Source organism: Tsuneonella sp. CC-YZS046 (assembly GCF_035581365.1).
Lineage (GTDB): Bacteria > Pseudomonadota > Alphaproteobacteria > Sphingomonadales > Sphingomonadaceae > JAWKXU01.
Genome location: NZ_CP141590.1, coordinates 3,268,767 through 3,294,829, shown reverse-complemented (window position 1 = coordinate 3,294,829; position 26,063 = coordinate 3,268,767). Strand labels below are relative to the sequence as shown.

26 protein-coding genes are annotated in these 26,063 nt (G+C 64.9%); 13 read left to right on the top strand and 13 right to left on the bottom strand.

Annotation, left to right across the window (positions count from 1 at the left end; translation table 11 throughout):
- Nucleotides 1–51 precede the first annotated feature (51 nt).
- From U8326_RS16070 to galE, 3 genes are all read right to left on the bottom strand, one after another.
- Entirely contained in the window at nt 52–657 is a 606-nt protein-coding gene (locus tag U8326_RS16070) for an HAD-IA family hydrolase (RefSeq protein WP_324743644.1), read from the bottom strand.
- A gap of 141 nt (nt 658–798) precedes the next feature.
- On the bottom strand, nt 799–924 hold the full coding sequence (ykgO, locus tag U8326_RS16065; RefSeq protein ID WP_003046794.1) for a type B 50S ribosomal protein L36: 126 nt from the start codon (nt 922–924) through the stop codon (nt 799–801).
- 126 nt (nt 925–1,050) lie between these two features.
- Nucleotides 1,051–2,073 (bottom strand): UDP-glucose 4-epimerase GalE, encoded by a 1,023-nt coding sequence (gene galE, locus U8326_RS16060; RefSeq protein ID WP_324741528.1) that lies wholly within the window; start codon nt 2,071–2,073, stop codon nt 1,051–1,053.
- Between the two features lie 107 nt (nt 2,074–2,180).
- Between galE and U8326_RS16055 the strand changes: the two genes are divergently transcribed.
- The 3 genes from U8326_RS16055 (at nt 2,181) to U8326_RS16045 (ending at nt 5,793) form a co-directional block, all read left to right on the top strand.
- Nucleotides 2,181–2,774 (top strand): DUF4136 domain-containing protein, encoded by a 594-nt coding sequence (locus U8326_RS16055; protein ID WP_324741527.1) that lies wholly within the window; start codon nt 2,181–2,183, stop codon nt 2,772–2,774.
- Entirely contained in the window at nt 2,771–3,913 is a 1,143-nt protein-coding gene (locus tag U8326_RS16050; RefSeq protein WP_324741526.1) for a M14 family metallopeptidase, read from the top strand. Before U8326_RS16055 ends, U8326_RS16050 begins: the two co-directional genes overlap by 4 nt.
- Before the next feature lie 665 nt (nt 3,914–4,578).
- Nucleotides 4,579–5,793: a serpin family protein gene (locus tag U8326_RS16045; protein WP_324741525.1), complete on the top strand. Its 1,215-nt coding sequence runs from the start codon at nt 4,579–4,581 to the stop codon at nt 5,791–5,793.
- A gap of 101 nt (nt 5,794–5,894) precedes the next feature.
- Here the strand turns inward: U8326_RS16045 and U8326_RS16040 are convergent, their stop codons facing one another.
- From U8326_RS16040 to U8326_RS16025, 4 genes are all read right to left on the bottom strand, one after another.
- Nucleotides 5,895–6,905, bottom strand: a complete 1,011-nt coding sequence (locus U8326_RS16040) for an NADP-dependent oxidoreductase (protein WP_324741524.1) — start codon at nt 6,903–6,905, stop codon at nt 5,895–5,897.
- Nucleotides 6,906–6,931: 26 nt separating this feature from the next.
- Complete coding sequence (locus U8326_RS16035) at nt 6,932–7,366, bottom strand: cytidine deaminase (RefSeq protein WP_324741523.1); 435 nt, start codon at nt 7,364–7,366, stop codon at nt 6,932–6,934.
- Entirely contained in the window at nt 7,363–8,061 is a 699-nt protein-coding gene (locus tag U8326_RS16030; RefSeq protein WP_324741522.1) for a glycoside hydrolase family 25 protein, read from the bottom strand. The genes U8326_RS16035 and U8326_RS16030 overlap by 4 nt, the downstream gene beginning before the upstream one ends.
- Nucleotides 8,062–8,199: 138 nt before the next feature.
- On the bottom strand, nt 8,200–8,682 hold the full coding sequence (locus U8326_RS16025) for a UPF0262 family protein (RefSeq protein WP_324741521.1): 483 nt from the start codon (nt 8,680–8,682) through the stop codon (nt 8,200–8,202).
- 124 nt (nt 8,683–8,806) lie between these two features.
- On the opposite strand from U8326_RS16025, the gene U8326_RS16020 reads away from it, so the two are divergent.
- A complete protein-coding gene (locus U8326_RS16020; RefSeq protein ID WP_324741519.1) occupies nt 8,807–10,315 on the top strand; it encodes a replicative DNA helicase in 1,509 nt (502 codons plus the stop codon).
- A 24-nt stretch (nt 10,316–10,339) separates the two neighbouring features.
- Here the strand turns inward: U8326_RS16020 and U8326_RS16015 are convergent, their stop codons facing one another.
- Nucleotides 10,340–11,527, bottom strand: a complete 1,188-nt coding sequence (locus tag U8326_RS16015; RefSeq protein WP_324741518.1) for a phosphatidylserine/phosphatidylglycerophosphate/cardiolipin synthase family protein — start codon at nt 11,525–11,527, stop codon at nt 10,340–10,342.
- 83 nt (nt 11,528–11,610) lie between these two features.
- Nucleotides 11,611–12,375 carry a TorF family putative porin gene (locus U8326_RS16010; RefSeq protein ID WP_324741516.1) on the bottom strand — a complete coding sequence of 255 codons (765 nt, stop codon included), beginning with the start codon at nt 12,373–12,375 and terminating at the stop codon, nt 11,611–11,613.
- Nucleotides 12,376–12,531: 156 nt separating this feature from the next.
- On the opposite strand from U8326_RS16010, the gene rpoZ reads away from it, so the two are divergent.
- Complete coding sequence (rpoZ, locus tag U8326_RS16005) at nt 12,532–12,876, top strand: DNA-directed RNA polymerase subunit omega (protein WP_324741514.1); 345 nt, start codon at nt 12,532–12,534, stop codon at nt 12,874–12,876.
- 149 nt (nt 12,877–13,025) lie between these two features.
- The gene (locus U8326_RS16000; protein WP_324741512.1) at nt 13,026–13,763 is read left to right on the top strand and encodes a ParA family protein; all 738 of its coding nucleotides are present in this window, start codon (nt 13,026–13,028) and stop codon (nt 13,761–13,763) included.
- A gap of 57 nt (nt 13,764–13,820) precedes the next feature.
- Here U8326_RS16000 and ftsH read toward each other — a convergent pair whose 3' ends face one another.
- Nucleotides 13,821–15,764: an ATP-dependent zinc metalloprotease FtsH gene (gene ftsH / locus U8326_RS15995; protein WP_324741510.1), complete on the bottom strand. Its 1,944-nt coding sequence runs from the start codon at nt 15,762–15,764 to the stop codon at nt 13,821–13,823.
- Nucleotides 15,765–16,081: 317 nt separating this feature from the next.
- Between ftsH and U8326_RS15990 the strand changes: the two genes are divergently transcribed.
- The 7 genes from U8326_RS15990 (at nt 16,082) to U8326_RS15960 (ending at nt 22,190) form a co-directional block, all read left to right on the top strand.
- Nucleotides 16,082–16,804, top strand: a complete 723-nt coding sequence (locus tag U8326_RS15990) for a hypothetical protein (protein ID WP_324741508.1) — start codon at nt 16,082–16,084, stop codon at nt 16,802–16,804.
- A 3-nt stretch (nt 16,805–16,807) separates the two neighbouring features.
- Nucleotides 16,808–17,443, top strand: coding sequence for a cytochrome c oxidase subunit 3 family protein (locus U8326_RS15985; protein WP_324741507.1), 636 nt, complete (start codon nt 16,808–16,810; stop codon nt 17,441–17,443).
- Nucleotides 17,440–17,706, top strand: a complete 267-nt coding sequence (locus U8326_RS15980; protein WP_324741505.1) for a cytochrome C oxidase subunit IV family protein — start codon at nt 17,440–17,442, stop codon at nt 17,704–17,706. Before U8326_RS15985 ends, U8326_RS15980 begins: the two co-directional genes overlap by 4 nt.
- Before the next feature lie 4 nt (nt 17,707–17,710).
- Nucleotides 17,711–18,655, top strand: a complete 945-nt coding sequence (locus U8326_RS15975; protein WP_324741504.1) for a DUF7064 domain-containing protein — start codon at nt 17,711–17,713, stop codon at nt 18,653–18,655.
- 63 nt (nt 18,656–18,718) lie between these two features.
- Entirely contained in the window at nt 18,719–19,825 is a 1,107-nt protein-coding gene (locus tag U8326_RS15970) for an NAD(P)-dependent alcohol dehydrogenase (RefSeq protein ID WP_324741503.1), read from the top strand.
- Between the two features lie 10 nt (nt 19,826–19,835).
- A complete protein-coding gene (locus U8326_RS15965) occupies nt 19,836–20,624 on the top strand; it encodes an enoyl-CoA hydratase/isomerase family protein (RefSeq protein ID WP_324741502.1) in 789 nt (262 codons plus the stop codon).
- A 6-nt stretch (nt 20,625–20,630) separates the two neighbouring features.
- Nucleotides 20,631–22,190: a long-chain-fatty-acid--CoA ligase gene (locus U8326_RS15960; RefSeq protein WP_324741501.1), complete on the top strand. Its 1,560-nt coding sequence runs from the start codon at nt 20,631–20,633 to the stop codon at nt 22,188–22,190.
- Between the two features lie 72 nt (nt 22,191–22,262).
- Here U8326_RS15960 and U8326_RS15955 read toward each other — a convergent pair whose 3' ends face one another.
- The 3 genes from U8326_RS15955 to U8326_RS15945 form a co-directional block, all read right to left on the bottom strand.
- Complete coding sequence (locus tag U8326_RS15955) at nt 22,263–24,128, bottom strand: fatty acid desaturase (protein WP_324741499.1); 1,866 nt, start codon at nt 24,126–24,128, stop codon at nt 22,263–22,265.
- A 126-nt stretch (nt 24,129–24,254) separates the two neighbouring features.
- Nucleotides 24,255–25,211 (bottom strand): nitronate monooxygenase, encoded by a 957-nt coding sequence (locus U8326_RS15950; protein WP_324741498.1) that lies wholly within the window; start codon nt 25,209–25,211, stop codon nt 24,255–24,257.
- On the bottom strand, nt 25,211–26,062 hold the full coding sequence (locus tag U8326_RS15945; RefSeq protein ID WP_324741497.1) for a MaoC/PaaZ C-terminal domain-containing protein: 852 nt from the start codon (nt 26,060–26,062) through the stop codon (nt 25,211–25,213). The genes U8326_RS15950 and U8326_RS15945 overlap by 1 nt, the downstream gene beginning before the upstream one ends.
- Between the last annotated feature and the right edge of the window lies 1 nt (nt 26,063).

Genomic DNA, 26,063 nt, shown 5'->3' with positions numbered 1-26,063 from the left:
GACGGCCGGAACGGCAATGAGACTCGGCGCGCGGCCGGGTCCGCCCGCCGGTCAATCCAGCAATCCGCGCGCGATCAATTCCCGCTCCAGCGCGGCGGCATCCGTGAACTGCCATGCCTGCCAGCCGCAATTCCCGGCCGCCGCGACATTGGCCGCATTGTCGTCGATGAAGAACAATTCCCCCGGGGCATGGCCGAAGCGGCGTTCGGCGAGGCGGAAGATCGCCGGATCGGGCTTGGCCAGCTTCTCCGTGCCCGACACCACGATGTCGCGGAAATGATCGAACACCGAATGCAGCGGGCGGAATTCCCGCCAGAAGCGGTCGGCGAAATTGGTCACGGCGAATAAGGGCACGCCGGCTGCCGCCAGCCGCTCGACCAGAACGGCCGTGCCCGCGACCGGGCCGGGAATGGTATCATTGAAGCGGGTGGCATAGGCCTGGATCAGATGGGCGTGATCGGGGAATTGCCCGATCCGTTCCGCCACCATCTCTTCCAAGTCGCGGCCTTCGTCATGCTGGTGGTGCCATCGCTCGCTGACCACATGGGTCACGAACCATTCCACTTGCGCCGGATCGTCGATCAACTGCCGGTAAAGGCAGCGCAGGTCCCAATCGAACAGAACCCGCCCGACATCGAAGACGACCGCGACCGGAATTTGCCTGTTCTCCGTGATTTCCGGGTCGGCAAGTGATTCCACCTGCTTCGAAATCACTCTAGCGGACATAACAAAAGCCCCCGCTTTCGCAGGGGCCTCGTGCTTCATCGCCACCGCGAACGAATCGCGGCATGGCGGGCTTCAACCCTGGCGCGCCTTGAAGCGGCGGTTGGTCTTGTTGATCACATAGGTCCGGCCACGGCGGCGAATCACGCGGTTGTCCCGGTGGCGGTCCTTGAGCGACTTGAGGCTGTTGCGGATCTTCATCGTTTCAGTCCAGATCATTGAGCCACGGGGAAACTCCCGAAGCGGAAATAACAAGCCCGGCCCGTTACGGGCGAGGCCCGGCGAAGTCAACCGGAAAGCCCAGGGGGCGCCGCAAAACCGGCAATATCATGGGGAGAGCGGTGCTTCGGCGGCCCGGATTTCCGTCAGCTTCCGTTCCCAGGCCAGCGCATGGCCGATGATCCGGTCGAGATCGGCATGTTGCGGCTGCCACGGCAGGGTCTGCCTGATCCGCCGGTTGTCCGAAATCAGCGAATCGGGATCGCCCGCGCGGCGCGGCCCCATCACCCGCTCCAGCTTGCGATTCGTCACCCGGTCCACCGCATCGAGAACCTCCAGCACCGAGAAGCCGCGCCCATAGCCGCAATTCATGGTGAGCGACTGGCCGGGCTGTGCGATCAGGGCCTCCAGCGCCAGCACATGCGCGGCGGCCAGATCGGAGACATGGATGTAATCACGCACCCCGGTGCCGTCGGGCGTGTCGTAATCGGTGCCGAACACGGCGACGTTATCCCGCTTGCCCAGCGCCGCTTCCACCGCGACCTTTATCAGATGGGTCGCCCCGGCGGTGGACTGGCCCGAGCGGGCCTGCGGATCGGCCCCGGCCACGTTGAAATAGCGCAGCGCGCAGAAATTCAGGTCATGGGCCTTCGCCGTGTCGGCCAGCATGATCTCGGTCATCAGCTTCGACATGCCATAGGGATTGATCGGCTGCTTCGGGCTGTCCTCGCTGACCGGCGATACTTCCGGGATGCCATAGGTCGCGGCGGTGGAGCTGAAGATGACATGCCTTACCCCGCCCCGCACCGCCGCCTCGATCAGCGCGCGGCTCTTGGCGGTGTTGTTGTGATAATATTTGAGCGGGTTCTCCACCGATTCCGGCACGATGATGGACCCGGCGAAATGCATGATCGCCCCGATGCCCTGCTCCGCGAAGATGCGGGCCAGCAAGGCCGAATCCTCTATATCGCCTTCATACAGCGGCACCCCCTCGGGCACGGCGAAGCGGAAGCCGGTCGACAGATTGTCGACGACCGCGACCGGCCAGCCGGCATCGGCAAGGGCGAGGACCGCGTGGCTGCCGATATAGCCGGCGCCACCGGTGACGAGGACGGGGAGTTTCTGGATCATGGATGGAGCCGATAACATCAAAGAAAGACCGTTTTGTAAATGACATGGCGGCGCTTGCAACGCATCGGCTTGCGCTCCACCTTAGGCGGGAAGAGGAGTCGCCCGCCATGAAACGTTCCGTCCTTGTCACACTGCTGGCCCCGGCCATGCTCGCGGGCTGCGTCGCCCCGGTCGGCCCGGTCGAAGTCAACCGATTCCACGATGCGGCCATGCTGGACCGGCTCGGCAAGGGCACCATCGCGGTGGAACCGGCGGCGGGGATGGACCCGGCCTCGCTGGAGCAGCGCAGCTACCAGACCGCGGTCGCGCGCCAGCTCGAAGCGCTGGGCTACACCGAAACCGCATCGGGCGGCGGCGGCCAGGTGGCGCTGGTGCGGGTTCAACGCAACGCCTTCCGGCCGGGGCGGGACGGCAGCCCGGTCAGCGTCGGCGTCGGCGGCTCGACCGGGGGATACGGCTCGGGCGTCGGCATGGGAATCGGCATCGACCTGTCCGGCCCGCCGCCGGAGCAGGTGACGACCGAACTGGGCGTGCAGATCCGCGACCGCGCGAGCGGGCGGACGATCTGGGAAGGCCGGGCCAATTTCACCGTCAAGGCATCCTCGCCGCTGGCCGGAACCCAGCTCGGCGCGGCGAAGATGGCGGAAGCCCTGTTTTCCGGCTTCCCCGGCAATTCGGGTGAGACCATCGAAGTCAAATGAGCGACATCGCCATCCATGCCGCGTTCGACAGCGGCAATATCGAAATCCTGTCCATCGGCGGCGCCCGGGCCAGCCTCGCCATCCGCAAGGACAACCAGTCCGACTTCTTCCAGTGGTTCCATTTCCGGGTCAGCGGCGCGGCGGGCCGGGAACTGGAACTCAAGATCACCGGGCTTGCCGATTCCGCCTATCCGCTGGGCTGGCCGGGCTACCGCGCCCGGGTTTCCGAAGATCGGGACTATTGGGGGCAGGCGGACTGCACCTATGACAAGGCCGAAAGCGGCGGCACGCTGACCATCCGGCACCGGCCGGCGGGTGACATCGCGTGGTTCGCCTATTTCGCGCCCTATTCGATGGAACGGCATCACGATCTGGTGGCCCAGGCCGCCACGCGTGCAGGCGTTTCGCATCGCTGCCTCGGCACCAGCCTGGACGGCCAGCCGATCGACTGCCTGGAAATGGGCGAAGGAACGGTGCAGGTCTGGCTCTATGCCCGCCAGCATCCGGGGGAAACCATGGCCGAATGGTGGATGGAAGGGGCGCTCGATTGCCTGACCGATCCGGCCAATCCCGTCGGCCGGGTGCTGCGCCGGAAATGCCGCCTGCATCTGGTGCCCAATTGCAATCCGGACGGTTCGCGCCGGGGGCATCTGCGCACCAATGCGGCGGGGGTGAACCTCAACCGCGAATGGCACGAGCCGAGCGCGGAACGCTCGCCGGAAGTGCTGGCGATCCGCGATGCGATGGACGAAACCGGGGTCGATTTCGCGATGGACGTGCATGGGGACGAGGCGATCCCCGCCGTTTTCCTGGCCGGCTTCGAGGGCATTCCGTCGTGGCAGGACGAGCAGGGCGAGGGCTTCTATCGCTACCAGCGGATATTGAAGCGGCGCACCGCCGATTTCCAGACGGAGCTGGGCTATCCCCGGGCGCCCGCGGGCAAGGCCAATCTCACCATGTCGACCAACCAGCTGGCGGAACGCTTCGGCTGCGTCGCCATGACGCTGGAAATGCCGTTCAAGGACAATCGCGACCTGCCGGACCCGGCCCAGGGCTGGAGCGCGGAACGCTCGGCCTTGCTGGGGCGCGATTGCCTCGCCGCCCTGGCGGAGTGGCTGGAGGGGCGGGAAGCGAGCTGAATGGACATACATCCTTTCGTCATTCCCGCCCTTCGACTGGCTCAGGATAAACTGCCCTTCGGGCAAGCGGGAATCCAGGGCAAGGTTGTAGCTGGCTCCCCGTTTGCACGAGGATGACGATAAATGTGAAGCAGCGCGCGTCGGTTGACGCAGAACGCCGGAAATGTGCATTGCGATTGGGCGGCCCGCACCCCCGCATCCGCGCGACAAACCGCCCTCCCATAGCCAATCGCATGCATGTTTCAGTGTGACCTTTCGCCGGGGCGCTTCCCTGCCGCCGCGGATCGCCATCTGTCCATTCTTCGTCATGCCAGCCCTTCGGCAGGCCAGCTGCTCAGATAAACTGCCCTTTCGGGGCAAGCTGGCCTCTCAGGCGGCTGGTTGGTGCGCTGCCCACAACGATCCCAGCCTTCGCTGGGATGACGAATGGGGCCAGGATGGCGGAAAGAGCGACGAATGAGGATGCGGGATGCTCTGTGCGCCATCCATCAGGATAAGCCAGATTTCAGCCATGTAGGAAAGGTGGAACGCTGCCGTTAGTGGACGGCTGGTGTCTGCAACAGGGTGGTTTGCCGTCATGGACATGTCCCGCTTAACCTGCACAATACGGCGGTGGGTCACGATAATATGTGGCGAACCACTTGCTATCGGGAGCTGCTGCAAACATGAGACCCCGTCTTGTCCTCCTGTTGCCGCTTGCTATCGCTGCATGCGCACCGGCTCCGGAAGCGGGCGATCCGGTCAGGGGCGAACCGCCTGCTGCCGTCGCTCCGGGTAAGCACGGCGCGCTCGCGCTTTTCCCGATGCTCGATGCCGAGGCCGGGCGGGACGAGAACATCGTCTATTCGCCGGCCAGCGTGTCGCAGGCGTTCGGTCTTCTCGCGCTGGGTGCCGGCGGCGAAACCCTTGCACAATTAGAGGCGGTGCTGCCCTCGCCGGCGGACGCTCATGCGCTCGAAAGCAACGAACGCGACGTCGAGGTCAGCCTCGCCAACGCATTGTGGCTGTCGAAGGACTTCCGCTTCCGCGACAGCTACCTCGCCGCCGCGCGCAATCGCTACGACGCGACGGCAGAGCGCATCGACATGTTGCAACCTGCCGCCTCGGCAGATCGGATCAATGCCTGGTCGAACAAGGAAACGAAGGGCCTGATCCCAAGCTTCATCAGTCCCGATGGCATTACCCCGGATCTGGTCGCAGTACTGACCAACGCAATCTACTTTGAAGGAAAGTGGCAGCAGAAGTTCACCGGCGGCGGCAAGGAACCGTTCCTGTTCGGCGACGGCCACGAGGAGCCGTTCCACTTGATGAGTCAGGAGATGCAGCGGGCCTCGGCAGAAAAGGGCGGCTGGCGCGTCCTCCGGCTGCCCTATAGCAATCCGCGCTATGCGATGGACGTGATTATGCCGGCCCAGCGCAAGGTGATGGAAACGGCGCCGCCGCTCGACCGGATCGACATGCTGTCCAGAGCGGTCGAGAAAGCGGAACCCCGCCCGACGCGCGTCCGCTTGCCGCGGTTCGAGATCGCCTGGGAGGATGGGCTGATCCCATCGCTCAAGGCGCTTGGGCTCACGCTGCCTTTTCAGCGCGGCAAGGCCGATCTGTCGCGCATGGTCGAGCCGGGGCAAGCCCCGGCATACGTCTCGGCGGTTCGGCAACTGGCAAAGCTGCAAATGTTCGATGAGGGCACCAAGGCGGCGGCTGTGACCGGGATTTCCATCGTTGTAACGAGCGCACCGATCCAGCCGCCCGACTTACTGGAGTTCACAGTCGACCGGCCGTTCCTCATCGTGCTGCGGGACCTCGAGCGAGACGTTGTGCTGTTCATAGGCCGTATCGCCGCGCCTGAACCCTATGACATGCCGAAGGATGGGTCGTAGCAGTTTGCGCCCATCCCCGACCGCCGGCGCCCATGGTGGACCGGCCCGGTCTTTGCTTGAGTGATCCCGATGTCAGCAATGTTGTCGTCAGAGGACATCCCTCACAGCTTCACCATGGTCTTGCCCTGATTGGTGCCGTCGAACAGCCGCAGGAAGGTGGGCACGACCTGCTCCAGCCCCTCGGCCACTTCCTCGCGATAGCGCAGGCGGCCATCCGCTATCCATGCGGAAAGAGCGGCCACCGCCTCGTCATACCGCCCCGCGAATTGCGTCAGCAGGAAGCCCTCCAGCCGAAGCGAGCGGGCGATGATGAAGAACAGGTTCTCCATCTCTGGCGGAGCGCTGCCGTCATATTGCGATATCATGCCGCACAGGGCGGCCCGTCCGCCGGAATTCATGCAGGGCAGCGCCGCATCCAGTATCCGCCCGCCCACATTGTCGAAGAAGACATCGACTCCGTCCGGGCAAGCCCCGGCAATGGCGGCGGACAGCTCGGCCCTGCCCTTGCCCCTGTAGTCCACCGCCGCGTCGAACCCGAACTCCTCGATCAGGCGGCGGCGCTTTTCCTCGCCCCCGGCGATGCCGACCGCGCGGCAGCCCTTGATCCGGGCGATCTGCCCGACCAGCGAACCGACACCGCCCGCCGCGCCGGACACCAGCACGGTTTCGCCCGGCTGCGGGCGGCCCACTTCCAGCAGGCCGAAATAGGCGGTCCGCCCGGTATTGCCGAGCACGCCCAGCGCGCTCGACAGGCTCGGCGCCCGGTCGGGATCGACCTTCCAGCACAGCGGGCCGGGCACGATCACGCTATGCTCGCCCAGCGTGCCCCGGCCGATCAGCAGATCGTCCCTGCGGAAATCGGGATGCCGCGAATCCAGCACGACGCCCAGCACCGAGCCTGACATCGGCGCGCCGATGGGGATCGGCGGGAGATAGCCTTCCTGCGCGCCGAGCAAATTGCGCACGCCGGGGTCGATCGACAGATAGAGGTTGCGGATCAGGACCTGGCCAGCCTCGGGCTCCGGCACCGGGCCGGAGAGTATCTCGAAATCATCGGCCGAAACCTTGCCCGCAGGCCGCGATTTCAGGACCACGAAACGGTTGGCGCTCATCGGTTTTCCTTCCTTCCCGTCGGCTCTCAGGCCTCATCCGGATCGCCCGGCAGATCGCCCGGCCCGAAGGCATGGGGCAGCAATTGCGAAAGGCGCAGCTCGAGCACGGATTCTCCGTCCGCGCACCAGACCAGCGGATCGGCATGGTCGAGCGCGGCCAGTTCGCTGATGACCTGGCGGCAACGCCCGCAGGGCGTGACCGGGCGCGCGCCGGAACCGGCCACGGCGACCGCCACCAGCCCGCCCCGGCGGCCCTGCGCCAGGGCCTTCGCCACCGCCAGCGTCTCCGCGCAGAGCGAAAGGCCGTAGCTCGCATTCTCCACATTCGCCGCGCTCACTACGCCGCCGTCCGCGAACCGGAGCGCCGCCCCGACCGGGAATCGCGAATAGGGCGCGTAGGCGTTCTCGGCGGCCTTGCGGGCCAGTGCGAGCAATTCGTCCCTCGCATCGTCTCCGCTCAAGGCTGCACCACCACCCAGCGCACCGGGCCGGAGCCAGCTTCCGTGCGCAATTGGGAATTGGCGGTCCACAAGGTCCATGGCCGACCGGCATAATCCGGCTGGAAACGGTCGCGGACAAGCCAGAGATTGCGTTCCAGCCGGCTCGCCAGATGATACCGCTTCTCGAAATTCCGCGAGATCCTGAGCAGCGCCGCCTTGCCGACGTGGCCCTCGATCTGGTTGAGGAAGGTGGTCAACTCGCTCTCCACCGCCGCGTCGCTGACCCGCTCCGGGCAATCGTCGCCGACCCGGCCGAGCGACACCGCGGGCGGCAGCAGGCTGGGGTCGCGCGGCACGATGGTCACGAAATTGGCCGCCTGCCTTTCGGCCGGGACGCAGGGATCGAATTCATGCACCGCGCCGATCTGGAGATGCGCCTCGCCGGCCGCGGCGAAGTTGCGGGCGAAGGAGCGGTCCCGCGCCGAGCCGCCCCGGCTCGCTTCCAGATATACGAAATCGGCCCCGACCATCCTGTAGGCGCGGAAATCGACGGCCCCGTCCTCCGCGCCCACCAGAATCCCCTGGATCGGATAGGCCTCGCGCGGCGGGGTCCAGTGGATGAAATCCCACCAGGCATAGACTGCCGCGCACAACGCCAGCAGCAGCGCCGCCGCCGCTATGCGCCCTCGCGCTGACAGTGATCGTCTCCGCCGCATCCGGCCCCCGCAGCCCCCTTGAGTGATTTCGCGGCAGGCGGAACGCCCGCCGCTTCGGAAATCACGGAAAACAAGCAAATTCCCAAATAGCCGCGCGATCCTCCGCGCAAGCCCCCCAAGCCCGGCCTCCTAGCACACCTAGCCCTTGATATGCAGGACGCAAATCAGCGTGAACAGGCGCCGGGCGGTCTGGAAATCGGTTTCCGCCTTGCCTTCCAGCCGTTCCAGCAGAAGCTGCGCCGCATCGTCGTGAATCGCGCGGCGCGCCATGTCGATCGTTTCGATCTCCTGCGCCGTGGCCTTGCGGATGGCCTGGTAATAGCTGTCGCAGATCGCGAAATATTCGCGAATCGGGCGGCGGAACCGGGCGAGGCCGAGCAGCAGCGTTTCCGCCGGCTCTCCGGCCTGCGTGCTGATCGCCAGGCTGAGCCGCCCATCCTCCACCGACAGGCGCAGGTGCCACGGCCCTTCCAGCCCCGCTTCCGAGGCGCGCACCGGCTTGAAGCTGTTCTCCTCGATCAGGTCGAAGATCGCCACGCGCCTTTCCTGCTCGACATCGGCATTGCGCCACAGGATCGTGGCGTCATCCAGTTCGATGTGAGAGATGCGATGGTCTGGCATGGGCCGCGTGCTTTCGCAGATGGGGGGCCTGTGGGGCAAGAGAAGATCGTCCTTCCCCGATATCCACAAGGCGGAAAGTTGGCGGGTGCCTTGCGCGCCAAGGCAGCCGGGCGCATGAGGCGGCATGGCCGATCAAGATCTCCTGATCCGTAATGCTGACGCGCAATCCCGCGCCCTTCCCGCCAATCTGGAGGCGGAAGCGGCGTTCCTCGGCGCGGTGCTGATCGACAATCGGGTGATCGAGGAATTGCGCACGCCGTTGCGGCCGGATCATTTCTTCGAACCGCTCCATGCCCGCATCTACGAGCGAATCGTGACCCTGATCGACCGTCAGGCGGTGGTCACTCCGGTCACTCTCAAGCCCTATTTCGATTCGGACCCGGCGCTGAAGGAACTGGGCGGGATCACCTATCTGGCCCGCCTAACCGCCGATGGGCAGGGGCTGCTCGCCGCCCGCGAGCTGGCCGAGCAGATCTACGACCTCGCCCTGCTGCGCGAACTGGCCTCGGTCGGGCGCAATCTGGTCGAAGGCGCGCTCGACACTTCGCAGGAAGTCGCGCCCATGCAGCAGATCGAGCGCGCGGAAGCGGCGCTCTATGCGGTGGCCGAAGGCGCGACCAGCAATGGCGATGCCGAAAGTTTCGGCCTGGCGACCCACAAGGCGCTGGGCATGATCGAGCAGGCGATCAATTCCGGCGGCCATGTTTCCGGCACCACGACCGGGCTGGTCAGCCTGAACGAGAAAACCGGCGGGCTGCACAATTCCGACCTCATCATCCTGGCCGGCCGGCCCGGCATGGGCAAGACCTCGCTGGCGACGAACATCGCCTTCAACGCCGCCGACCGGCTGCTGAGGGATCGCCAGGACGGCATCGCCGAGGAAAAATCCGTGGGCGCCGCCGTCGCCTTCTTCAGCCTCGAAATGAGCGCCGACCAGCTGGCCACCCGTATCCTGGCCGAGCAGGCGGGCATCAGCAGCGAATTGCTGCGCATGGGCAAGATCAGCCGCGACGATTTCCACCAGCTGTCGCGCGCGAGCCAGCGGCTGGCGGAGCTGCCGCTCTATATCGACGATACGCCCGCGCTTTCGATCGCGGCCTTGCGGGCGCGGGCGCGGCGGCTGAAGCGGCGGCACGAGATCGGCCTGATCGTGGTCGACTATCTCCAGCTGCTGCAGGGCACCCAGCGCGCGCAGGACAATCGCGTCAACGAGATTTCCGAGATCAGCCGCGGCCTCAAGACCCTGGCCAAGGAGCTGGAGGTGCCGGTCATCGCGCTGTCGCAGCTCAGCCGCGCGGTGGAGCAGCGCGAGGACAAGCGCCCGCAATTGTCGGATCTGCGCGAATCCGGCTCGATCGAGCAGGACGCCGACATGGTCTGGTTCGTCTATCGCGAGGATTATTACGTCGCCGCCCGCGAGCCGAAGCGGCCGGTGGAAAGCGACGATGCGAAAACCCATGACGCCCATGCCGCATGGGCCGCCGAGATGGAGCGGGTCTATGGCCTGGCCGAGCTGATCGTGGCCAAGCAGCGCCACGGCGCGACCGGCAAGGTGCGGCTGCGCTTCGAACCCAAGGTCACGCGCTTCAGCGATCTGGCCGACGATGCGCTTTCCGCCCATGCCTACGACTGACACAGGGGCGGAAGAGGCGAAAGCTCACAGGCCGAGATTGAGCTTTCGCGACACGGTGTAGTCCACCACCGTCACCAGATACCAGCTCAGGGTCCAGCGGATGCGGTTGAAGATGGTCCGCCTCCGGCGATGCAACTCCGGGGTGATTTCCAGCGACGCCGGAACATGCGCGGCTACGAATTCCCGCATCCGCGCGGCCAGGGCCGCATCCTCGATCCTCACCATCATTTCGAGATTGATATAGAGGCTGCGCACATCGAAATTGGCGCTGCCGATGTAGACCGCGTCGTCGAGCACGATCAGCTTGGTGTGCAGCCTGGCCGGGCGGAACTCCCAGATGCGGGCGCCGCAGCGCAGAAGCTTCTCGTAGAGCGAGCGCGACGCGCCGATGGTCGCGCCATTGTCCGATCTGGCGGGGAAGACAAGCCGGGCCTGCCCCCGGGCGGCAATCCGCTCGATACAGTGGAACAATCTGCCGACCGGGGAGAAATACGCCATTATCATGTCCAGCCGACGGCCCCTGGCGAGATCCTCGGTGACGCAGCGCGCCCAGGAACTCAGCCCCCGGGTCGGCCCGCCCATCAGCAGCCGCACCGGCCCGCTGCCGGAGTCCCACTCCCGCACCATCCGCCGGATCGTGCGGAACTGCTTGCGGGGATGGGCGGTCCATGCCGCCAGCCCGTCGAACCATTGGGCCAGGCGCTCGGTCGCCGGTCCGCGCAGGACGATGCCCAGATCCTGCCAGCCGTCATGCTGCGGCGGAACGAAATAGCTGTCCTCGATATTGAAGCCGCCGATCATGGCGCTCTGCCGGTCGGCGATCACCATCTTCTGGTGGTTGCGGATCAGGTAGCGCCGGGTGAGGCGCGGCATGAAGCGATGGAAGCTGCCGCCCGCTTCGACGAAGGGCTGGAAAAAGCCATCCCGGGCATCGGCGCCGAAGCTGTCCACGATCAGCGCCACCGCGACCCCGCGCCGCGCCGCGCGCGTCAAGGCATCGCGCAACCGCCGCCCGCATTCGTCCTCCGCGTAGATATAGAAGCACAGTTGCAGCGAATGCCGCGCGCCGTCGATCAGGCCGATCAGCGCTTCCCAGCGGTCGCCGCCGGAAGGGTAGAAGTCCAGCGTATGACCGGCGGCCTCGCAGCGAAACGGTTCGGTGTCCTGCCAACCTGACGCATCCTCGGGCACTGGCGCTTCTGTCGATTGCATGAATTGTTCCTGGGACCGAACGCAGCGTCCGGCAAGAGGGGGGAAGCGCCAGTGTGATTTCGAAGCGAGGGGAACCCTCGCCGCTAGAACTGCACGGCCAGCCCGACCATCACGGTGTCATCCGTGTAGTCGTCCAGTTTCGGCCCGCTCATCCCGATATAGTCGATGCCGAGATGCACGCCCGATCCCGCATCGAACATCAGGCCGGCCGACCAGTCGAACGTCTTGCGGCCGCTGGCGAGCGAATAGGCCCCCCGCGTGTAGCCCCCGTGCAGTTTGACCGAGAGCGGGGTTTTCGGAATACCGGCCACCACGTCCGAAAAGAGATAGAGATTGTCCCTGCCGCCCAGCGGCTCCTGTTCCCAGGCATACCAGATGCCCACCGTCGGCTGGACCGGCCCGACGTTTCCCGAGAACTGCGCCGCCGCCTCGAAGGAATGCGGCCTGGGCGAAATGCTGGCACTGGCGTCCGGGTAGTAATAATAGAGCAGCGTCAGATCGGCGGCGATCCCCGGCGCGACGGTGCCCGCCCAGCCGGCGAACAGATCCACTTCCACGGCGCCGTAATAATCGTGGTTGCCCAGCGAGCTGGCGAAAATCCCGCCGTAGAAGCCGCTCTCGTGCACCAGCGAAACCATTCCCTGCGCCACCGGGCTGCCATGGGAATAGGACACTCCGCGAAAGCGGTAATCGGACAGCAGCATGGCTTCGGCGACGATCTGGAACTCGTCCGACACTTCGCTGGCATGGTCGCCGGTTTCCGCAGGGCTTGCATGCACCATGTCCAGCGGCACGAAAGCCGCCGCAGCCCAGGCGATGCCGGCCGGGCAATGCCGCAGAAAGCGCATCTATAATTCTCCCCCCTGTTCTTTTGGGGCCTACCTTGACCGTAATCCCGCGCCGCGCAAGCCCGGTCTGCGCGGCGCGGCTGCAATTCATTGACTCTTGCGCCCGGCGGGACTAATTGCTGCGCTTTCCCAACACGCTTGATTACCGGAGTGCCCATGGCGCGCGTTACTGTCGAAGATTGTGTCGACAAGGTTCCGAACCGTTTCGATCTGGTGCTGCTTGCGGCGCAGCGCGCCCGCGAGATTTCCGGCGGGGCCGAACTGACGGTCGACCGCGATCGCGACAAGAACCCGGTCGTGGCCTTGCGCGAGATCGCCGAGCAGACCGTGAAGCCCAAGCAGCTCAAGGAAAGCCTCGTGCAATCGCTCCAGCGTGTCCTCCCGGATGACGAGGATGAAGCGGACGAAATCGGTTCGCTGGCGCAAAGCGCGGAAGCGCTGCGGATCACCGCGGCCGCTCCTGCCCGCAGCAATTCGATCGGCGCGGATTTCGAAGGCTGAGGCTTTACCGGAACGGGGCCGAACCCGGTCCTGTCCGGTTCTGATACGCCCTGCACCGCCTGGCTGCCTTGCCCCTGTGTCGCTTGTTTGCGATGTAGGGGGCCGAATCCTGCATCTTTTTCCGCCACGCGCGGGCGGGGAGTCAGACAATGGCAGTCATCGCGGTCTATAGTGTCAAGGGCGGGGTCGGGAAAACCACGATCGCCGCGAATCTCTCATGGTGCGCGGCCGCGCTGTCCAAAAGGCAAACCCTGCTGTGGGATCTGGACGCTGCCGGCGGCGCGGGCTTCCTGTTCGGGGTGGACCCGCGCAAGAAGGATCAGGCGCTCTCGATCTTCTCCCAGAAATCGCAACCCGACGAACTCGTCTGGGCCAGCGGGGTCGACAATCTCGACATCCTGCCGGCGGACGAAAGCCTGCGCAGCCTGGATTCGTTTCTGGTGACGCTGGGCAAGCGCAAGCGGATCGACAAGCTCGCGCAGGCGCTCTCGAAAGATTATGACCGCATCATTCTGGATTGCCCGCCGGTCCTGAACGAATTGAGCGCGCAGACGATCCGCGCCAGCGATCTCATCATCGTCCCGCTCCCGCCCTCGCCGCTATCGAGCCGGGCCTTCGATACGGTCGTTCGCGAACTCAGGACCAACCACAAGCAGCATCCGCCGATCCTGCCCGTGCTGTCCATGTTCGACAGCCGCCGGAAGATCCACAAGGAAGTCCGCGATGCGTCGCCGGACTGGCCCATCATCCCGATGGCCAGCGTGGTGGAGCAGATGGGGGTCCGCCGCGAGCCGCTGGGATGCTACGCCCCCAACAGCCCCGCGGGGCAGGCCTTCGCGAAACTGTGGGCCGCAATCGAACGAAAGCTCGCCAAAGCCGGGGGCTAAACTCGATCCGGTTGCGGTTGGACCGGATCGAGCCTGGAATTTACCTGTTCTCCGCGCTTACGCGCCCTGCGGCGCGGCGCCTCCGCTTTCCCCATAGCGCCGCCCCGCCTTGGGAATGGCGGAACCATGGGCGGGCCTGGGAACGGACGGGCCGCGCGGCGCATCGGGCCGGTCGATCTTGCCGTCCTCGAGCAATTGCTTGATCTCGTCGCCGGCCAGCGTTTCATATTCCAGCAGGGCCTGGGCCAGCAGGTGCAGCTGGTCCTCATTCTCCTTCAACACGCTGTGCGCCCGGGCATGCGCGCCTTCCACCAGCGCGCGAATTTCCGAATCGATCAGCTTGTTCGTCTCGTCGGAAGCCATCAGCCGCTGGGTGCCGCCCATGCCGAGATAGCCTTCCTGGCTCTGCTCATACTGCAGCGGCCCCAGCTTTTCGGACATGCCCCATTTGGTGACCATGTTCCGGGCCAGATCGGTGGCGTAATGGATGTCCGACGATGCGCCGGAGCTGACCTTGTCGTGGCCGAAGATGATCTCCTCGGCGACGCGGCCGCCCATGCTCACCGCCAGGTTCGCATGCATCTTGTCGCGCTGGTAGGAGTAATTGTCGCGTTCCGGCAGGCGCATGACCATCCCCAGCGCGCGGCCGCGCGGAATGATGGTGGCCTTGTGAATCGGATCGGACGCGGGTTCGTGGATCGCGACGATGGCATGGCCCGCCTCGTGATAGGCGGTCATCTTCTTCTCGTCCTCGGTCATGACCATGGAGCGGCGTTCCGCCCCCATCATCACCTTGTCCTTGGCGTCCTCGAACTCCTGCATCGCCACCAGCCGCTTGTTGCGGCGGGCGGCCAGCAAGGCGGCCTCGTTGACCAGATTGGCGAGGTCCGCGCCGGAGAAGCCCGGGGTGCCGCGCGCCAGCGTGCGGGCATTGACGTCTGGCGCCAGCGGAACCTTGCTCATATGCACGCCCAGGATCTTCTCGCGCCCCTCGATATCGGGAATCGGCACCACCACCTGCCGGTCGAACCGGCCCGGGCGCAGCAGCGCCGGGTCGAGCACGTCGGGCCGGTTGGTGGCGGCGATGATGATGATGCCTTCGTTCGCCTCGAACCCGTCCATCTCGACCAGCAGCTGGTTGAGAGTCTGCTCGCGCTCGTCGTTGGAATTGCCGAGGCCATGGCCGCGATGGCGGCCAACCGCGTCGATTTCGTCGATGAAGACGATGCAGGGCGCGTTCTTCTTGGCCTGCTCGAACATGTCGCGCACGCGGCTCGCGCCCACGCCCACGAACATCTCGACGAAGTCGGAACCGGAAATGGTGAAGAACGGCACGCCCGCCTCGCCCGCGATGGCGCGGGCCAGCAGAGTCTTGCCGGTGCCGGGGCTACCGACAAGCAGCGCGCCCTTGGGAATCTGCCCGCCCAGCTTGGAGAAGCGCTGCGGATCGCGCAGAAATTCGACGATCTCCTGCAATTCCTCGCGCGCCTCGTCGATCCCGGCCACGTCATCGAACGTAACCCGGCCCTGGCGCTCGGTCAGCAGCTTGGCCTTGGACTTGCCGAAGCCCATCGCGCCCGATCCGCCACCCTTCTGCATCTGGCGCAGGGCGAAGAACGCCACGCCGAGAATCAGCAGGAACGGCAGCGACTGGACCAGGATGTAGAGCAGCAGATTCGGCTCCTCCGCCTGACGGCCGGCATATTTCACGCCATTGTCCTGCAGCAGCTTCGGCAGCTCGGTATCGTTGGGAATCGGCACGGTGGTGAAGGCCTGGTCGTTCTTCATCACGCCGGTGATGCGGTCCGCGCCGATCTGCACTTCCCTGACGCTGCCTTCCGCGACTTTCTCGCGGAAATCCGAATAGCGCAGCTGCGCGCCGGCGGACGACGCCCCGGTGCCGAAAGCGGACACCACGAACAGCAGGGCAAGGAATATTCCCCCCCAGATCAGCAGGCTCTTCATCCAGGGATTGCCGCCCGGCGGCTGCTCGTCACGCATGGTCCATTCGTCCTTTCCCCATGAATGTAGGGCCGCAGGGATGAATGGCAAGCTAATGCGGGCGGCGGCCTGCGCATTTTTCCCTCGAACGGGCGGGAAAAAGGCATGGCCGGACAATTCGTAAATAGGTTGACATTATTCCCGCGCGCCGTAATTTGCGTAGGCTGTCAACGTGAAATTGCCAGAGCCTCGGCAAGACCGATTTTGCCGGTTGTGTGAGGTTCTGCGAACAAGGACGGGCGCCAGGACGATAGCGAGAATCTGGAAACGGGGCGGCTCAAGCCGAAAATACGGCGGGCCGGTGGAGGAGAGGAAACATGGTTCAGCTTACCACTGACAACAGCTACGGTACCTGGAAATTCTGCGCCTGGAACGGCATGATTTTCATGGTGGTCTTCATGATCTTCTGGGGCGGTCTGGGTCATAACATACCCCCCTATGCCGGCGACCTGCCGGCCAGCGCCATCGCAGACTATTTCCGTGACAACCGCAACATGGTGAGGCTGGGCATGGTCATCTCGATGACCTTCGCCGTCAGCTATGCGGTGTGGGGAATTTCCATCGGAAAGGTCATGGATCACATCCTCGGCCGGGATCATATCCTCACCAACCTGCAGGTCTGGGGCGCGGGACTGACCGTGGTTCCCATCCTGGTTTCCTCCTCGTTCTGGCTGACGGGGGCCTATCGCCCGGAAGCCTTGCCGGATGAAATCCTGCAGCTGATGTACGACATGGCCTGGCTGCTGATCGACCTGGCCTATTCCGTCACCTCGGTGCAGATGATCGCGCTCGGCTTCGGCTGCCTGCGCGACAATCGCGCCCAGCCCTTCTTTCCGAAATGGGTCTGCTGGTATTCGATCTGGGTCGGCTTCATGTTCGTCGCCGAATGCCTGATGCCGTTCTTCAAGTCCGGGGCCTTCTCGCGGCAGGGTGTCCTGAACTTCTGGATCGAGTTCGTGATCTTCTTCATCTACGCGCCGATCATCACCTGGTATCTGCTGAAGGCGATCAATCGCATCCAGCGCGGCGAAGGCGCCTGACCGATGACGGACACGGTCACGGCGCCCCGGCCGGGGCAGGAAGCGCGCGACGGAACTTCCGGTAACACCACCGGGGACCACGCGCGCCTCCCGGGCGACGAAGGCGTCTGGTTCTTCATCGTCGCGGATATGTGCATGTTCGCGGTGTTCTTCCTGCTGTTCATGGTCGGACAGGCGGAGGACCCGGACGCCTATCGCGAATCGCGGGCCAAACTCGTTCCGGCGATCGGGCTGGTGAACACGCTGATCCTGATTACCAGCGGCTGGTTCATGGCCCGGGCGGTGAACGCCGCCCGAGCGGGGGAATGGCACATCGCGCGGCGCAGGATCATTTATGCTCTGCTGGTCGGCTCCTGCTTCGGTGTGCTCAAGATCTACGAATATTCGACCAAGATTGCGGCGGGCATCACCATCCAGACCAGCGAGTTCTTCACATATTACTTCGCCTTCACCGGCATTCACTTCCTGCATTTCCTGATTGGCATCGGCGTGCTGCTGGTCTGCCTCGGCAAGCTCCGGCAGGCCGAGAATCCGCACCGGCTGAAATGGATCGAGAGCGCCGGCAATTACTGGCACATGGTCGACCTGCTCTGGATGATCCTGTTCCCGATGATCTATCTGGCGGGAGGGTGGAAATGACCTTGCGGATCAACGAAAACGTCGCCCTTGCCCTGCTCGCCCTGCTTTCGCTCGGCAGCTTCGTCCTGGTCGAGGAGGACATCATGTCGCTGGCGGCCAGCCTTGCCGCTTTCGCCATCGGCTTGCTCAAGATAAACCTCGTGTTCGGCAGCTTCATGCACCTGGGCTGGCGGCATCGCCCCTGGCGACAGGTGCTCACCGTATGGCTGGCCGTGGTGGCGGTTATCCTCGCCACCGGGCTGGCAGTTCTTCCCTGGGAGTAGATTGATGTTTGACAATTCCGTTCTGGCCGAACCCGAAATGGCCATCGACCCGGCCCACGACGGCCGCCACGAACTGCCCAAGATCGCCATGGGGCGGGAATCCATCCCCTACATCGTGGTTCTTCCCGAGGAACGGATCGCCTTCTTCACCTACACCTGGGTAACCGCGGACAGCAAGGCCGGCGCCGCCGTCGCGATCTTCGGCCCGGGCATCGGCGACAAGCCGATCCAGCAGCGCCTGCCGGATCGCCCAGTTCCCACCGACATGGGCTTCGACAAGTGGGAGCTGGACGGGTTCCGCATGGAGCAGGACCTGAAGTTCGACAAGGCGAAAGTCCGCTGGGAAACGCCGGAAGCGACCATCGACTTCTCCTTCGAGGCGTTCCACCCGCCCTATGCCTATGCTTCCGACCCGCGCGGATGCCCGAAATATTGCGCGACCGACCGGATCGAGCAGGCGGGCCGCGTCGTCGGCACGCTGAAGCTGCCCGGCCGCACGATCGAGTTCGAAAGCACCGGGCATCGCGACCACAGCTGGGGCACGCGGGACTGGGTCCCCTTCCAGCAATATGAATGGTTCGTCGGCCAGAGCGGCACCGATATAGCCGTCCACTTCTGGCGCTTCCATGCGCTCGGCAAGGAGCATGTGCGCGGCTTCGTCTACAAGGACGGGCTGATGTCGCGGATCGAGACGGTGGAGAACGACGTCGATTACGACGATCAGTACTGGCAGACCGGCTATCGCGCGCGCCTGCTGGACGCGGCCGGGCGGGAAACCACGGTGGAAACCGAAGTATTCGGTTGCTACACGCTGCTGCCCGATCCGGTGGTGAGCCTGAACGAAAGCGGCGGGCGCGCCTTGATCGACGGGAAAGCCGGTATAGGCTGGATGGAATGCGCCTGGCCGACCGCATATCTTGAACATATCCGTGCCAACGGGCCTTATTGAGACAGGGCCGGTTCAGCCCCCGTCGCTAGACGGGACCGAAGAATACCTAAGGGAGATTGATCCATGGAAGCCGTCGCCGCCGTTCTGAAAGAGCCTTCGGGCCCGTTCTCCATCGAAACCGTCGAAGTCGCCGCGCCCAAGGCGGGCGAAGTGCTGGTCGATATCAAGGCGGTCGGCATCTGCCATACCGACATCGCGGCAGCGACGGGCGCTTTCGGGAATCCGTTCCCGGTGGTGCTCGGGCATGAAGGCGCGGGCGTGGTCGAAGCGGTCGGCGAAGGCGTCACCAACGTCAGGCCGGGCGACAAGGTGCTGCTCACCTTCAACAGCTGCGGCGAGTGCAAGCGCTGCAAGTCCAACGACCCGGCCTATTGCCTCCAGTTCTTCCCGATGAACTTCGGCTGCGTCCACAGCGACGGCACGAACCGCCTCTCCAAGGACGGCGCCACGGTCCATGACAACTTCTTCGGCCAGTCCTCCTTCGCCGCCAAGGCGGTGGCCAATTCCCGCAACGTGCTGAAAGTGGCCGACGACGCCGATCTCGCCACGCTCGCGCCCCTCGGCTGCGGCATCCAGACCGGCGCTGGCGGCGTGATGCGCTCGCTCAGCGCGAAGCAGGGCGAATCGCTGGTGGTGATCGGCGGCGGCGCGGTGGGGCTTTCGGCCGTGATGGGCGGCAAGATCGCCGGCTGCGATCCGATCATCCTCATCGAGCCGCAGGTCGCCCGCCGCGAGGAAGGGCTGGCGCTGGGCGCCACCCATGCCATCGATCCGATTGCCCAGGCCAATACGGCCGAAGCGGTTCGCGCCATCGTGCCGGAAGGCGTGGACATGGTGGTCGACACCAGCGGCTATCTGCCCGCAGTCGAGCAGGCGGTGAACATGGTCTGCACGCTGGGCCGGATCGGCCTGATCGGCGTGCCCGGCTCGCTCGATGCGGCCCTGCCCGTCCCACTCGTCCAGTTCATCACCATGGGCGGCACGGTTCGCGGCATCATCGAGGGCGACAGCGACATCACCGGCTTCCTGCCCGAGCTGATCGCCCATCACGCCGCCGGTCGCCTGCCGGTGGACCAGATCATTACCCGATACCCGTTCAGCGAAATCAACCAGGCCATCGAGGACGGCCATCACGGCAAGTGCATCAAGGCCGTGCTGACATTCGACTGAGAGGACCGAGATGACCAATCCAAGCATGCGACTTGAGCGCGACGGCGCGCTGGCGCGCATTATTTTCACCCAGGCCGATCGCGGCAATCCGATCGACGGGGAATTCTGCAGCGCATTCGGCGATATCGCGGACGACATTTCGGAAGACCGTTCGGTCCGCGCCGTGCTGATTACCGCCGAGGGCAAGAATTTCAGCTTCGGCGGCGACGTCCGCAAGTTCCAGGCGGCGAAGGACGACCTGCCGAAGCTGATCAAGGAATGGACCCGCGACCTGCATGTCGGCATTGCCCGCCTGCAGCGGATGGACGCCCCGATCGTCGCCGCGATCCAGGGCATCTGCACCGGGGGGATGACCGGCACCATCGCCGGCTCCGACATCGTCCTGGTCGAGCCGTCCACCAAGTTCGTCGCGGCCTATGCCGGCATCGGCTATTCCAACGACGCCAGTTCCTCGGTGATGTTCGCGCGGCGCATGGGCATCGCCCGCGCCAAGCGGTTCCTCATCATGAACGAGATTCTCGATGCGGATGCCGCCGTCGCGGCGGGCCTGGCCGACGAAATCGCTCCGGCGGACAGCCTTATCGCCAGGGCCGAGGAAATCGCAAAGCGGCTCGCCCAGGGGCCGACGCGCGCCTTCGGCGAAATCCGGCGGCTGCTCAATAGCGTGGGCGACCAGCCGCTGGAAACCCAGCTCGAGCTGGAAGCACAGGCGCTGGCCCGGATCGCCCGCACCGCCGACGCGCAGGAAGGGCTCACCGCTTTCGTCGAAAAGCGCAAACCGCAATTTCGGGGAGAGTGATCGAAGATGTGGCTTTATCCGGAAGTCCGCACTCTCGGGCAATTCATCGAATATCATGCCCGCAAGACGCCTGACCGGCGCGCGCTGGTGTGGGGCGATCGCACGATCTCCTTCGCCGAATATGATCGCGCCGCCAATCGGGTGGCCAACGGGCTGATCGCGCGCGGGGTCGAGGCAGGCCATCGCGTGGGCTTCTTTGGCCTGAACAGTCCGGATTTCTATTTCGCGCTGATCGGCACGGCAAAGACCCGCGGCGCCTTCACGGTGTTCAACTGGCGGCTGGCCGTGCCCGAGCTGGTCCAGCTGATCGAAGACAGCCAGACCCGGCTTTGCATAGTCGAGCGAGCGCTGGCGGATTTATGGAACGAGGCCATCGCATCCTGCACGGCCCGGATCGAAACCATCTGGATCGACGAGGCCGCCACCCTGGAAACGATCTTCGCCGATCAGCCGGAGGAAAAGCCCGGCATCTTCATCAGCGAGGAAGATACCGCGATCCAGCTTTACACCTCGGGCACCACGGGGATTCCCAAGGGCGTGATGCTGACCCATGGCGGCTTCAACCGCATACGGCTGTGCGAGCATTTCGAGCCGGCCTATCACTGGGATGCGGATGACATCTTCATCAACCCGCTTCCCAATTTCCACCTCCTGTCGATCGGCATCGCCTTTCAATGCCTGTACAACGGCGTCGCGATCTCGATCGTGCGGCAGTTCAATCCCGCCACGGTGCTGGCCACGATCCAGCATGACCGGCCGACGCTGCTGACGCTGACCCCCACGATGATCCAGATGCTGCTGGATCATCCCGACGCACAGACCACGGATTTCTCGTCGCTGCGGCTGACCCTTTATGCGGGTTCGCCGATTTCGCTGGGGCTTATCAAGCGGGCCATCGAAATGATGCCCTGCAAGTTCATGCAGTTCTACGGCGCGACAGAGGCCAACGGCGCCTTTTCGATCCTTCGCCCGGAGGAGCATGACCTCAATGACGAGGCCAAGCTGCAGAGCTGCGGGCGGCCCTTGCCGCTGATCGAATTCCGCATCGTGGATTCCGAAGGAAACGATGTCCCCGATGGCGAGCCCGGCGAATTGCTGATCCGCGCGCCCGCCATTTTCATGGGCTACTGGAACCAGCCGGAAACCACCGCCAAAGTGCTGGAAGACGGCTGGTATCATTCCGGCGACGTCGCCCGGCGCGATGCCGAGGGGCTGTATTATATCGTGGACCGGGTGAAGGACATGATCGTCTCCGGCGGCGAGAACATCTACTCCGCCGAGGTGGAGAACGCCATTTCCACGCATCCGCAGGTCGCGGCCGTGGCGGTGATCGGGGTGCCCGACGCGCGCTGGGGCGAAGCGGTCAAGGCCTGCGTGATCGTGAAGCCCGAACAGGCGGTGGATGAAGCCGGCATCCTGTCCCATGCGCGGGAGAGGCTGGCCGGCTACAAGGTGCCGAAGAGCGTCGATTTCTTCGAGAGCTTCCCGCTGGTGCCCAGCGGCAAGGTGTCCAAGAAGGATCTGCGCGCGCCCTATTGGGAAGGCGTCGGCCGCTCCGTTTCCTGATCGGACTTCTCCTGATCCGGCTTGCGGCGAGGGCCTGTCCGCCCTCGCCGCCTCAGCCCTTAGGATCAGGACCTACAGATCCACCACCAGTTGCGCACCCTTTGCCCGGGACACGCACAGGCACATATGCCTGTTTCCGGCCTTCTCCTCGTCCGAGAAATAGGCGTCGCGATGCTCCACCTCGCCCGAGACGATATCCGCCGCGCACCGCCCGCAGGTGCCCTGCATGCAGGCGAAGGGCACCTCGATCCCCGCCGCCGCCAGCGCATCTATGATGGTTCGGTCCGCCGGCACTTCCACCGATCTGCCGGAACGGGCGAGCTGCAGGTTGAATGCCCGGTTCTCGCTGTCGTCGGCAATGGCGGCCGAAAAGGATTCCGTGCGGATCTGGTCCTCGCGCCAGCCTCTCGCCGCAGCTTCCCGGCGGAGCCAGTCCATGAAAGGCTGTGGACCACAAAGATAAAGCAGGTCTTCCGGTCCGTAGGTTCCCAGCACTGCATCGGGATCGATGCCCGAACCACCCCCGGCCCGGTCCAGATGCAGCGTGACGCAGCGTGACATCGGCCCCTGGGCAAGGTCCTTGCGGAACGCGATTGCGCTCTCATCGCGCGAACAGACATGGAGGTGATAAGGCTTGCCCAGCGCATGGAGGCGATGCGCCATCGCCAGCAGCGGCGTGATGCCGATGCCGCCCGCCACCAGCACGAAGCGCGGCGCATTTTCATAAAGCACGAAGTTGTTACGCGGACGGGAAACCGCGATCTCGTCACCCAGCTTCAACGCATGCATGGCGCGCGAGCCGCCGCGCCCGCCGTCCTCCCGCTTGACCGCGATGCGATAGCGATTGGCGGCCCGGTCGTGAGACACCAGAGAATATTGGCGGACCAGCCCGTCCGGCAGGTGAATTTCGACATGCGCCCCGGCATCGCCCGATGGCAGGGCGCAGCCGTCGGCCGGTTCGAGGTCGAAGGAACGGATGGCCTCGGCCTGGTCCTCGATCCCGGCGACGCGCATGGCGATCGGCGCGCGATCCTCCTCGGTCGGGATATGGATTTCCCCCGGCCCCTCGAACCAGCCGCGATCGGGGATGCCCTGCCTGCGCAACACGCCATTGGCGAGTTCCCACACGCGCCTGTATTTATACCAGGGCACATGCGGCACGAGGTGGTGGATCGTGTGATCCTCCTGCCCGAACATCAGGCGCCGGAACGGCGAATTGCCCCGCACGTAAACCGTCGACTGGAACGGCGCATGCTCCCAGGTCAGCCCGGTGGGATGCTGGATATGCGCGAAGGTATAGGCGACGATGCCCAGCCCCACGCGCTGCGGCACCACATAGAGCAGCAGGAATTCCTTCCACCAGGGCGACATCAGGAAGGCGACATGGGAAATCACCACCGCCGCCAGCATGATATGGAACCAGATGGCGACCTTGCGCGACCAGTAATGCCGGCCATGGCGGTAATACCAGCCGACCCAGTGCAGATCGGCGAACATCAGATAGGTTACGCCCAGCCATTTCGGCAGATCGACGAAGCCGGTGTCGGGATCGCGCCCTTCCTGGCCGGTATAGCGATGATGATCCATATGAATGGCGCGGAACACCGTCATGTTCACGCCGGGCAGGAGCAACTGGCCGGGGATCACGCCGAGAAGATCGTTCAGCGCGCCATTGCTGGAAACCGCGCGATGCGAGGCGTCGTGCAGCGGCGTGAAGGCCAGATAGACCGCGCCAAGGTTGAACAGCATCGCACCCCACAGGGGAAGATGGCCGCTCATATAGCCCCATACCCCGAGGCCGAACGCGCCCAGCGCCAGCACGACCAGCGCCGCCTGCTGGACCGCCAGCAACGGCACCCGCATCACATCCGCATAGCGCGGGTCTTTCACAACCTGATTAAGCACATCCCTGACGGCGGGATTTCTGGTCATGGCCATGGTTCAGTACTCCTGCTCCCGATTTGTCACAGTTTGCGTATACTAAATACGCATTATGCGCTTTGACTTGCGTCAAAGATCGGAAGCCGGAGCGGCCTGAAACAGCCCCGCCGCCTCGGTATTCATTCAGCTGCGATAGGGCGGCATCCCCATTCGCGCCCGCGCCTGCGCATAATCATCCGCAAGCCAGCCAATATAGTCGCCCGCCGGCTCGGAGCGCTTGATCGCGCCGATGCCCTGCCCCGCGCTCCAGATGTCCTTCCACGCCTTGGCGTTGTCGCCGCCGCCGTCGATATTGATCGCCTTGCCTTCCGGGCGAACGAGCTGGGCCGGATCGAGGCCGTTCTCGAGGATGGAGGGGCGCAGGAAATTGGCGTTCACCCCGGTGAAGCAATTGGTCACGACGATGTCGTCCGCCACCCCGTCGACGATCATCTGCTTGAAGCCGGGCTGGGTATTCGCTTCCGTGCTCGCGAGGAAGGGCGAGCCGATATAGGCGAAATCCGCACCGAGCACTTCCGCCGCCAGCACGGCCTGCCCATTGGCGATCGCGCCGGACAGCAGCACCAGGCCATCCCACCATTCGCGCAGTTCCTGCATCAGCGCGAAAGGTGAGCGGTCGCCCGTGTGGCCGCCCGCGCCCGCGCCCACCGCGATGATCCCGTCCACGCCCATCTCCGCGCATTTGCGGGCGTGGCGGTCCTTCACCACATCCTGAAACACGAGCGAGCCATTGGCCTGCAAGGTGCGCACCAGATCGGGATTGGCGGCCAGCGCCAGCACCACGATCGGCACCTTGTGCTTCAGCACGATCTCCAGATCCGCATCCAGCCGCGAGTTGGACTTGTGCGCGACCAGATTGATCGCATAGGGCACATCGCCCACGCTGGCGGCAATCCGGGCGATGTCGGCATCCAGCTGCTCGCTGGTGCGCGGGTTGAGCGCGGGCATGGAACCGATGATCCCGGCCTTGCACTGCTCGATCACCAGATCGGCGGTGGAGGCAATGAACATCGGCCCGGCCATGACCGGCAGCCGCAGGTTCGCCTTCAATCGGCGGGCAAGTTCATCGCGTTTCGACATCAGTTCCCTCTCCATTCGATGCGGCCGCCGTCGAGCACCTTGCGATCCCCCACAAAGCCCTGGAAATGCGCCTGCGCCCCGTCCTTCCATATCCGGAAAGTCAGGGTGTCGCCCGGCATCACCACGCCCGAAAACCGGCACGACAGATGGCCGACAGCGGACGGGTCCCGGCCCAGCGCGCGGGAAACCGCGACGCCCGCGATGCCGTAGCTCGCCAGCCCTTGCAGGATCGGCCGCTCGAACCCGGCCTTCTTCGCGAAATCCGGCTTGAGATGGAGCGGGTTCCAGTCCCCCGACAGGCGATAGATCAGCGCCGCGCGCGGCGACGTCTCGAAACTGCCGGTCGCATCGGGATCACCCGCGAAATCGAAGCCCTGCTCGCGCGCGGGCGGCTCCCCGCCGAAGCCGCCATCGCCGCGTAGCAACAGCGTCTGGTGCAGGCGGCAATAGGAGCGGCCATCGGCGGCGTCACGGATTTCCCGCTCGACCACCATGATCGCGCCCTTGCCTTCGCCGCGATCCGCCAGCGTGTGGACACGCGCGGTTCCGACGATCTCGCCGGAGGCGGGCAAGGGATACTCGAACCACGCAGCCTGCGCCATGTGGACCAGCTTGGTGAAGTCGATCCCGAACCTGGGGTCGCGCATCCACATGCCGGGCGAGGCCAGCGTCACCGCATAGGTCGGCAGCACCTTGAGCGCGGTCTCGTCCATGAAGGCGAGGTCGCCTTCATCCAGCGGATCACGGGCAAGACCGATCCCCAATGCATAGAGGATCGCGTCGCGCGCCTGCCATGCATGGCGCGTCTCGCCGAAATCATGGGCGAACAGCGCGGCGCTATCGATCGGCATG

Excerpts from the sequence above, each read along its gene's own strand:
- ykgO (WP_003046794.1), bottom strand. The coding sequence starts at position 924 with ATGAAGATCCGCAACAGCCTCAAGTCGCTCAAGGACCGCCACCGGGAC.
- galE (WP_324741528.1), bottom strand. The coding sequence starts at position 2,073 with ATGATCCAGAAACTCCCCGTCCTCGTCACCGGTGGCGCCGGCTATATC.
- U8326_RS16055 (WP_324741527.1), top strand. The coding sequence starts at position 2,181 with ATGAAACGTTCCGTCCTTGTCACACTGCTGGCCCCGGCCATGCTCGCG.
- U8326_RS16050 (WP_324741526.1), top strand. The coding sequence starts at position 2,771 with ATGAGCGACATCGCCATCCATGCCGCGTTCGACAGCGGCAATATCGAA.
- U8326_RS16045 (WP_324741525.1), top strand. The coding sequence starts at position 4,579 with ATGAGACCCCGTCTTGTCCTCCTGTTGCCGCTTGCTATCGCTGCATGC.
- U8326_RS16040 (WP_324741524.1), bottom strand. The coding sequence starts at position 6,905 with ATGAGCGCCAACCGTTTCGTGGTCCTGAAATCGCGGCCTGCGGGCAAG.
- U8326_RS16030 (WP_324741522.1), bottom strand. The coding sequence starts at position 8,061 with ATGCGGCGGAGACGATCACTGTCAGCGCGAGGGCGCATAGCGGCGGCG.
- U8326_RS16025 (WP_324741521.1), bottom strand. The coding sequence starts at position 8,682 with ATGCCAGACCATCGCATCTCTCACATCGAACTGGATGACGCCACGATC.
- U8326_RS16020 (WP_324741519.1), top strand. The coding sequence starts at position 8,807 with ATGGCCGATCAAGATCTCCTGATCCGTAATGCTGACGCGCAATCCCGC.
- U8326_RS16015 (WP_324741518.1), bottom strand. The coding sequence starts at position 11,527 with ATGCAATCGACAGAAGCGCCAGTGCCCGAGGATGCGTCAGGTTGGCAG.
- U8326_RS16010 (WP_324741516.1), bottom strand. The coding sequence starts at position 12,375 with ATGCGCTTTCTGCGGCATTGCCCGGCCGGCATCGCCTGGGCTGCGGCG.
- rpoZ (WP_324741514.1), top strand. The coding sequence starts at position 12,532 with ATGGCGCGCGTTACTGTCGAAGATTGTGTCGACAAGGTTCCGAACCGT.
- U8326_RS16000 (WP_324741512.1), top strand. The coding sequence starts at position 13,026 with ATGGCAGTCATCGCGGTCTATAGTGTCAAGGGCGGGGTCGGGAAAACC.
- ftsH (WP_324741510.1), bottom strand. The coding sequence starts at position 15,764 with ATGCGTGACGAGCAGCCGCCGGGCGGCAATCCCTGGATGAAGAGCCTG.
- U8326_RS15990 (WP_324741508.1), top strand. The coding sequence starts at position 16,082 with ATGGTTCAGCTTACCACTGACAACAGCTACGGTACCTGGAAATTCTGC.
- U8326_RS15985 (WP_324741507.1), top strand. The coding sequence starts at position 16,808 with ATGACGGACACGGTCACGGCGCCCCGGCCGGGGCAGGAAGCGCGCGAC.
- U8326_RS15980 (WP_324741505.1), top strand. The coding sequence starts at position 17,440 with ATGACCTTGCGGATCAACGAAAACGTCGCCCTTGCCCTGCTCGCCCTG.
- U8326_RS15975 (WP_324741504.1), top strand. The coding sequence starts at position 17,711 with ATGTTTGACAATTCCGTTCTGGCCGAACCCGAAATGGCCATCGACCCG.
- U8326_RS15970 (WP_324741503.1), top strand. The coding sequence starts at position 18,719 with ATGGAAGCCGTCGCCGCCGTTCTGAAAGAGCCTTCGGGCCCGTTCTCC.
- U8326_RS15965 (WP_324741502.1), top strand. The coding sequence starts at position 19,836 with ATGACCAATCCAAGCATGCGACTTGAGCGCGACGGCGCGCTGGCGCGC.
- U8326_RS15960 (WP_324741501.1), top strand. The coding sequence starts at position 20,631 with ATGTGGCTTTATCCGGAAGTCCGCACTCTCGGGCAATTCATCGAATAT.
- U8326_RS15955 (WP_324741499.1), bottom strand. The coding sequence starts at position 24,128 with ATGGCCATGACCAGAAATCCCGCCGTCAGGGATGTGCTTAATCAGGTT.
- U8326_RS15950 (WP_324741498.1), bottom strand. The coding sequence starts at position 25,211 with ATGTCGAAACGCGATGAACTTGCCCGCCGATTGAAGGCGAACCTGCGG.
- U8326_RS15945 (WP_324741497.1), bottom strand. The coding sequence starts at position 26,062 with ATGCCGATCGATAGCGCCGCGCTGTTCGCCCATGATTTCGGCGAGACG.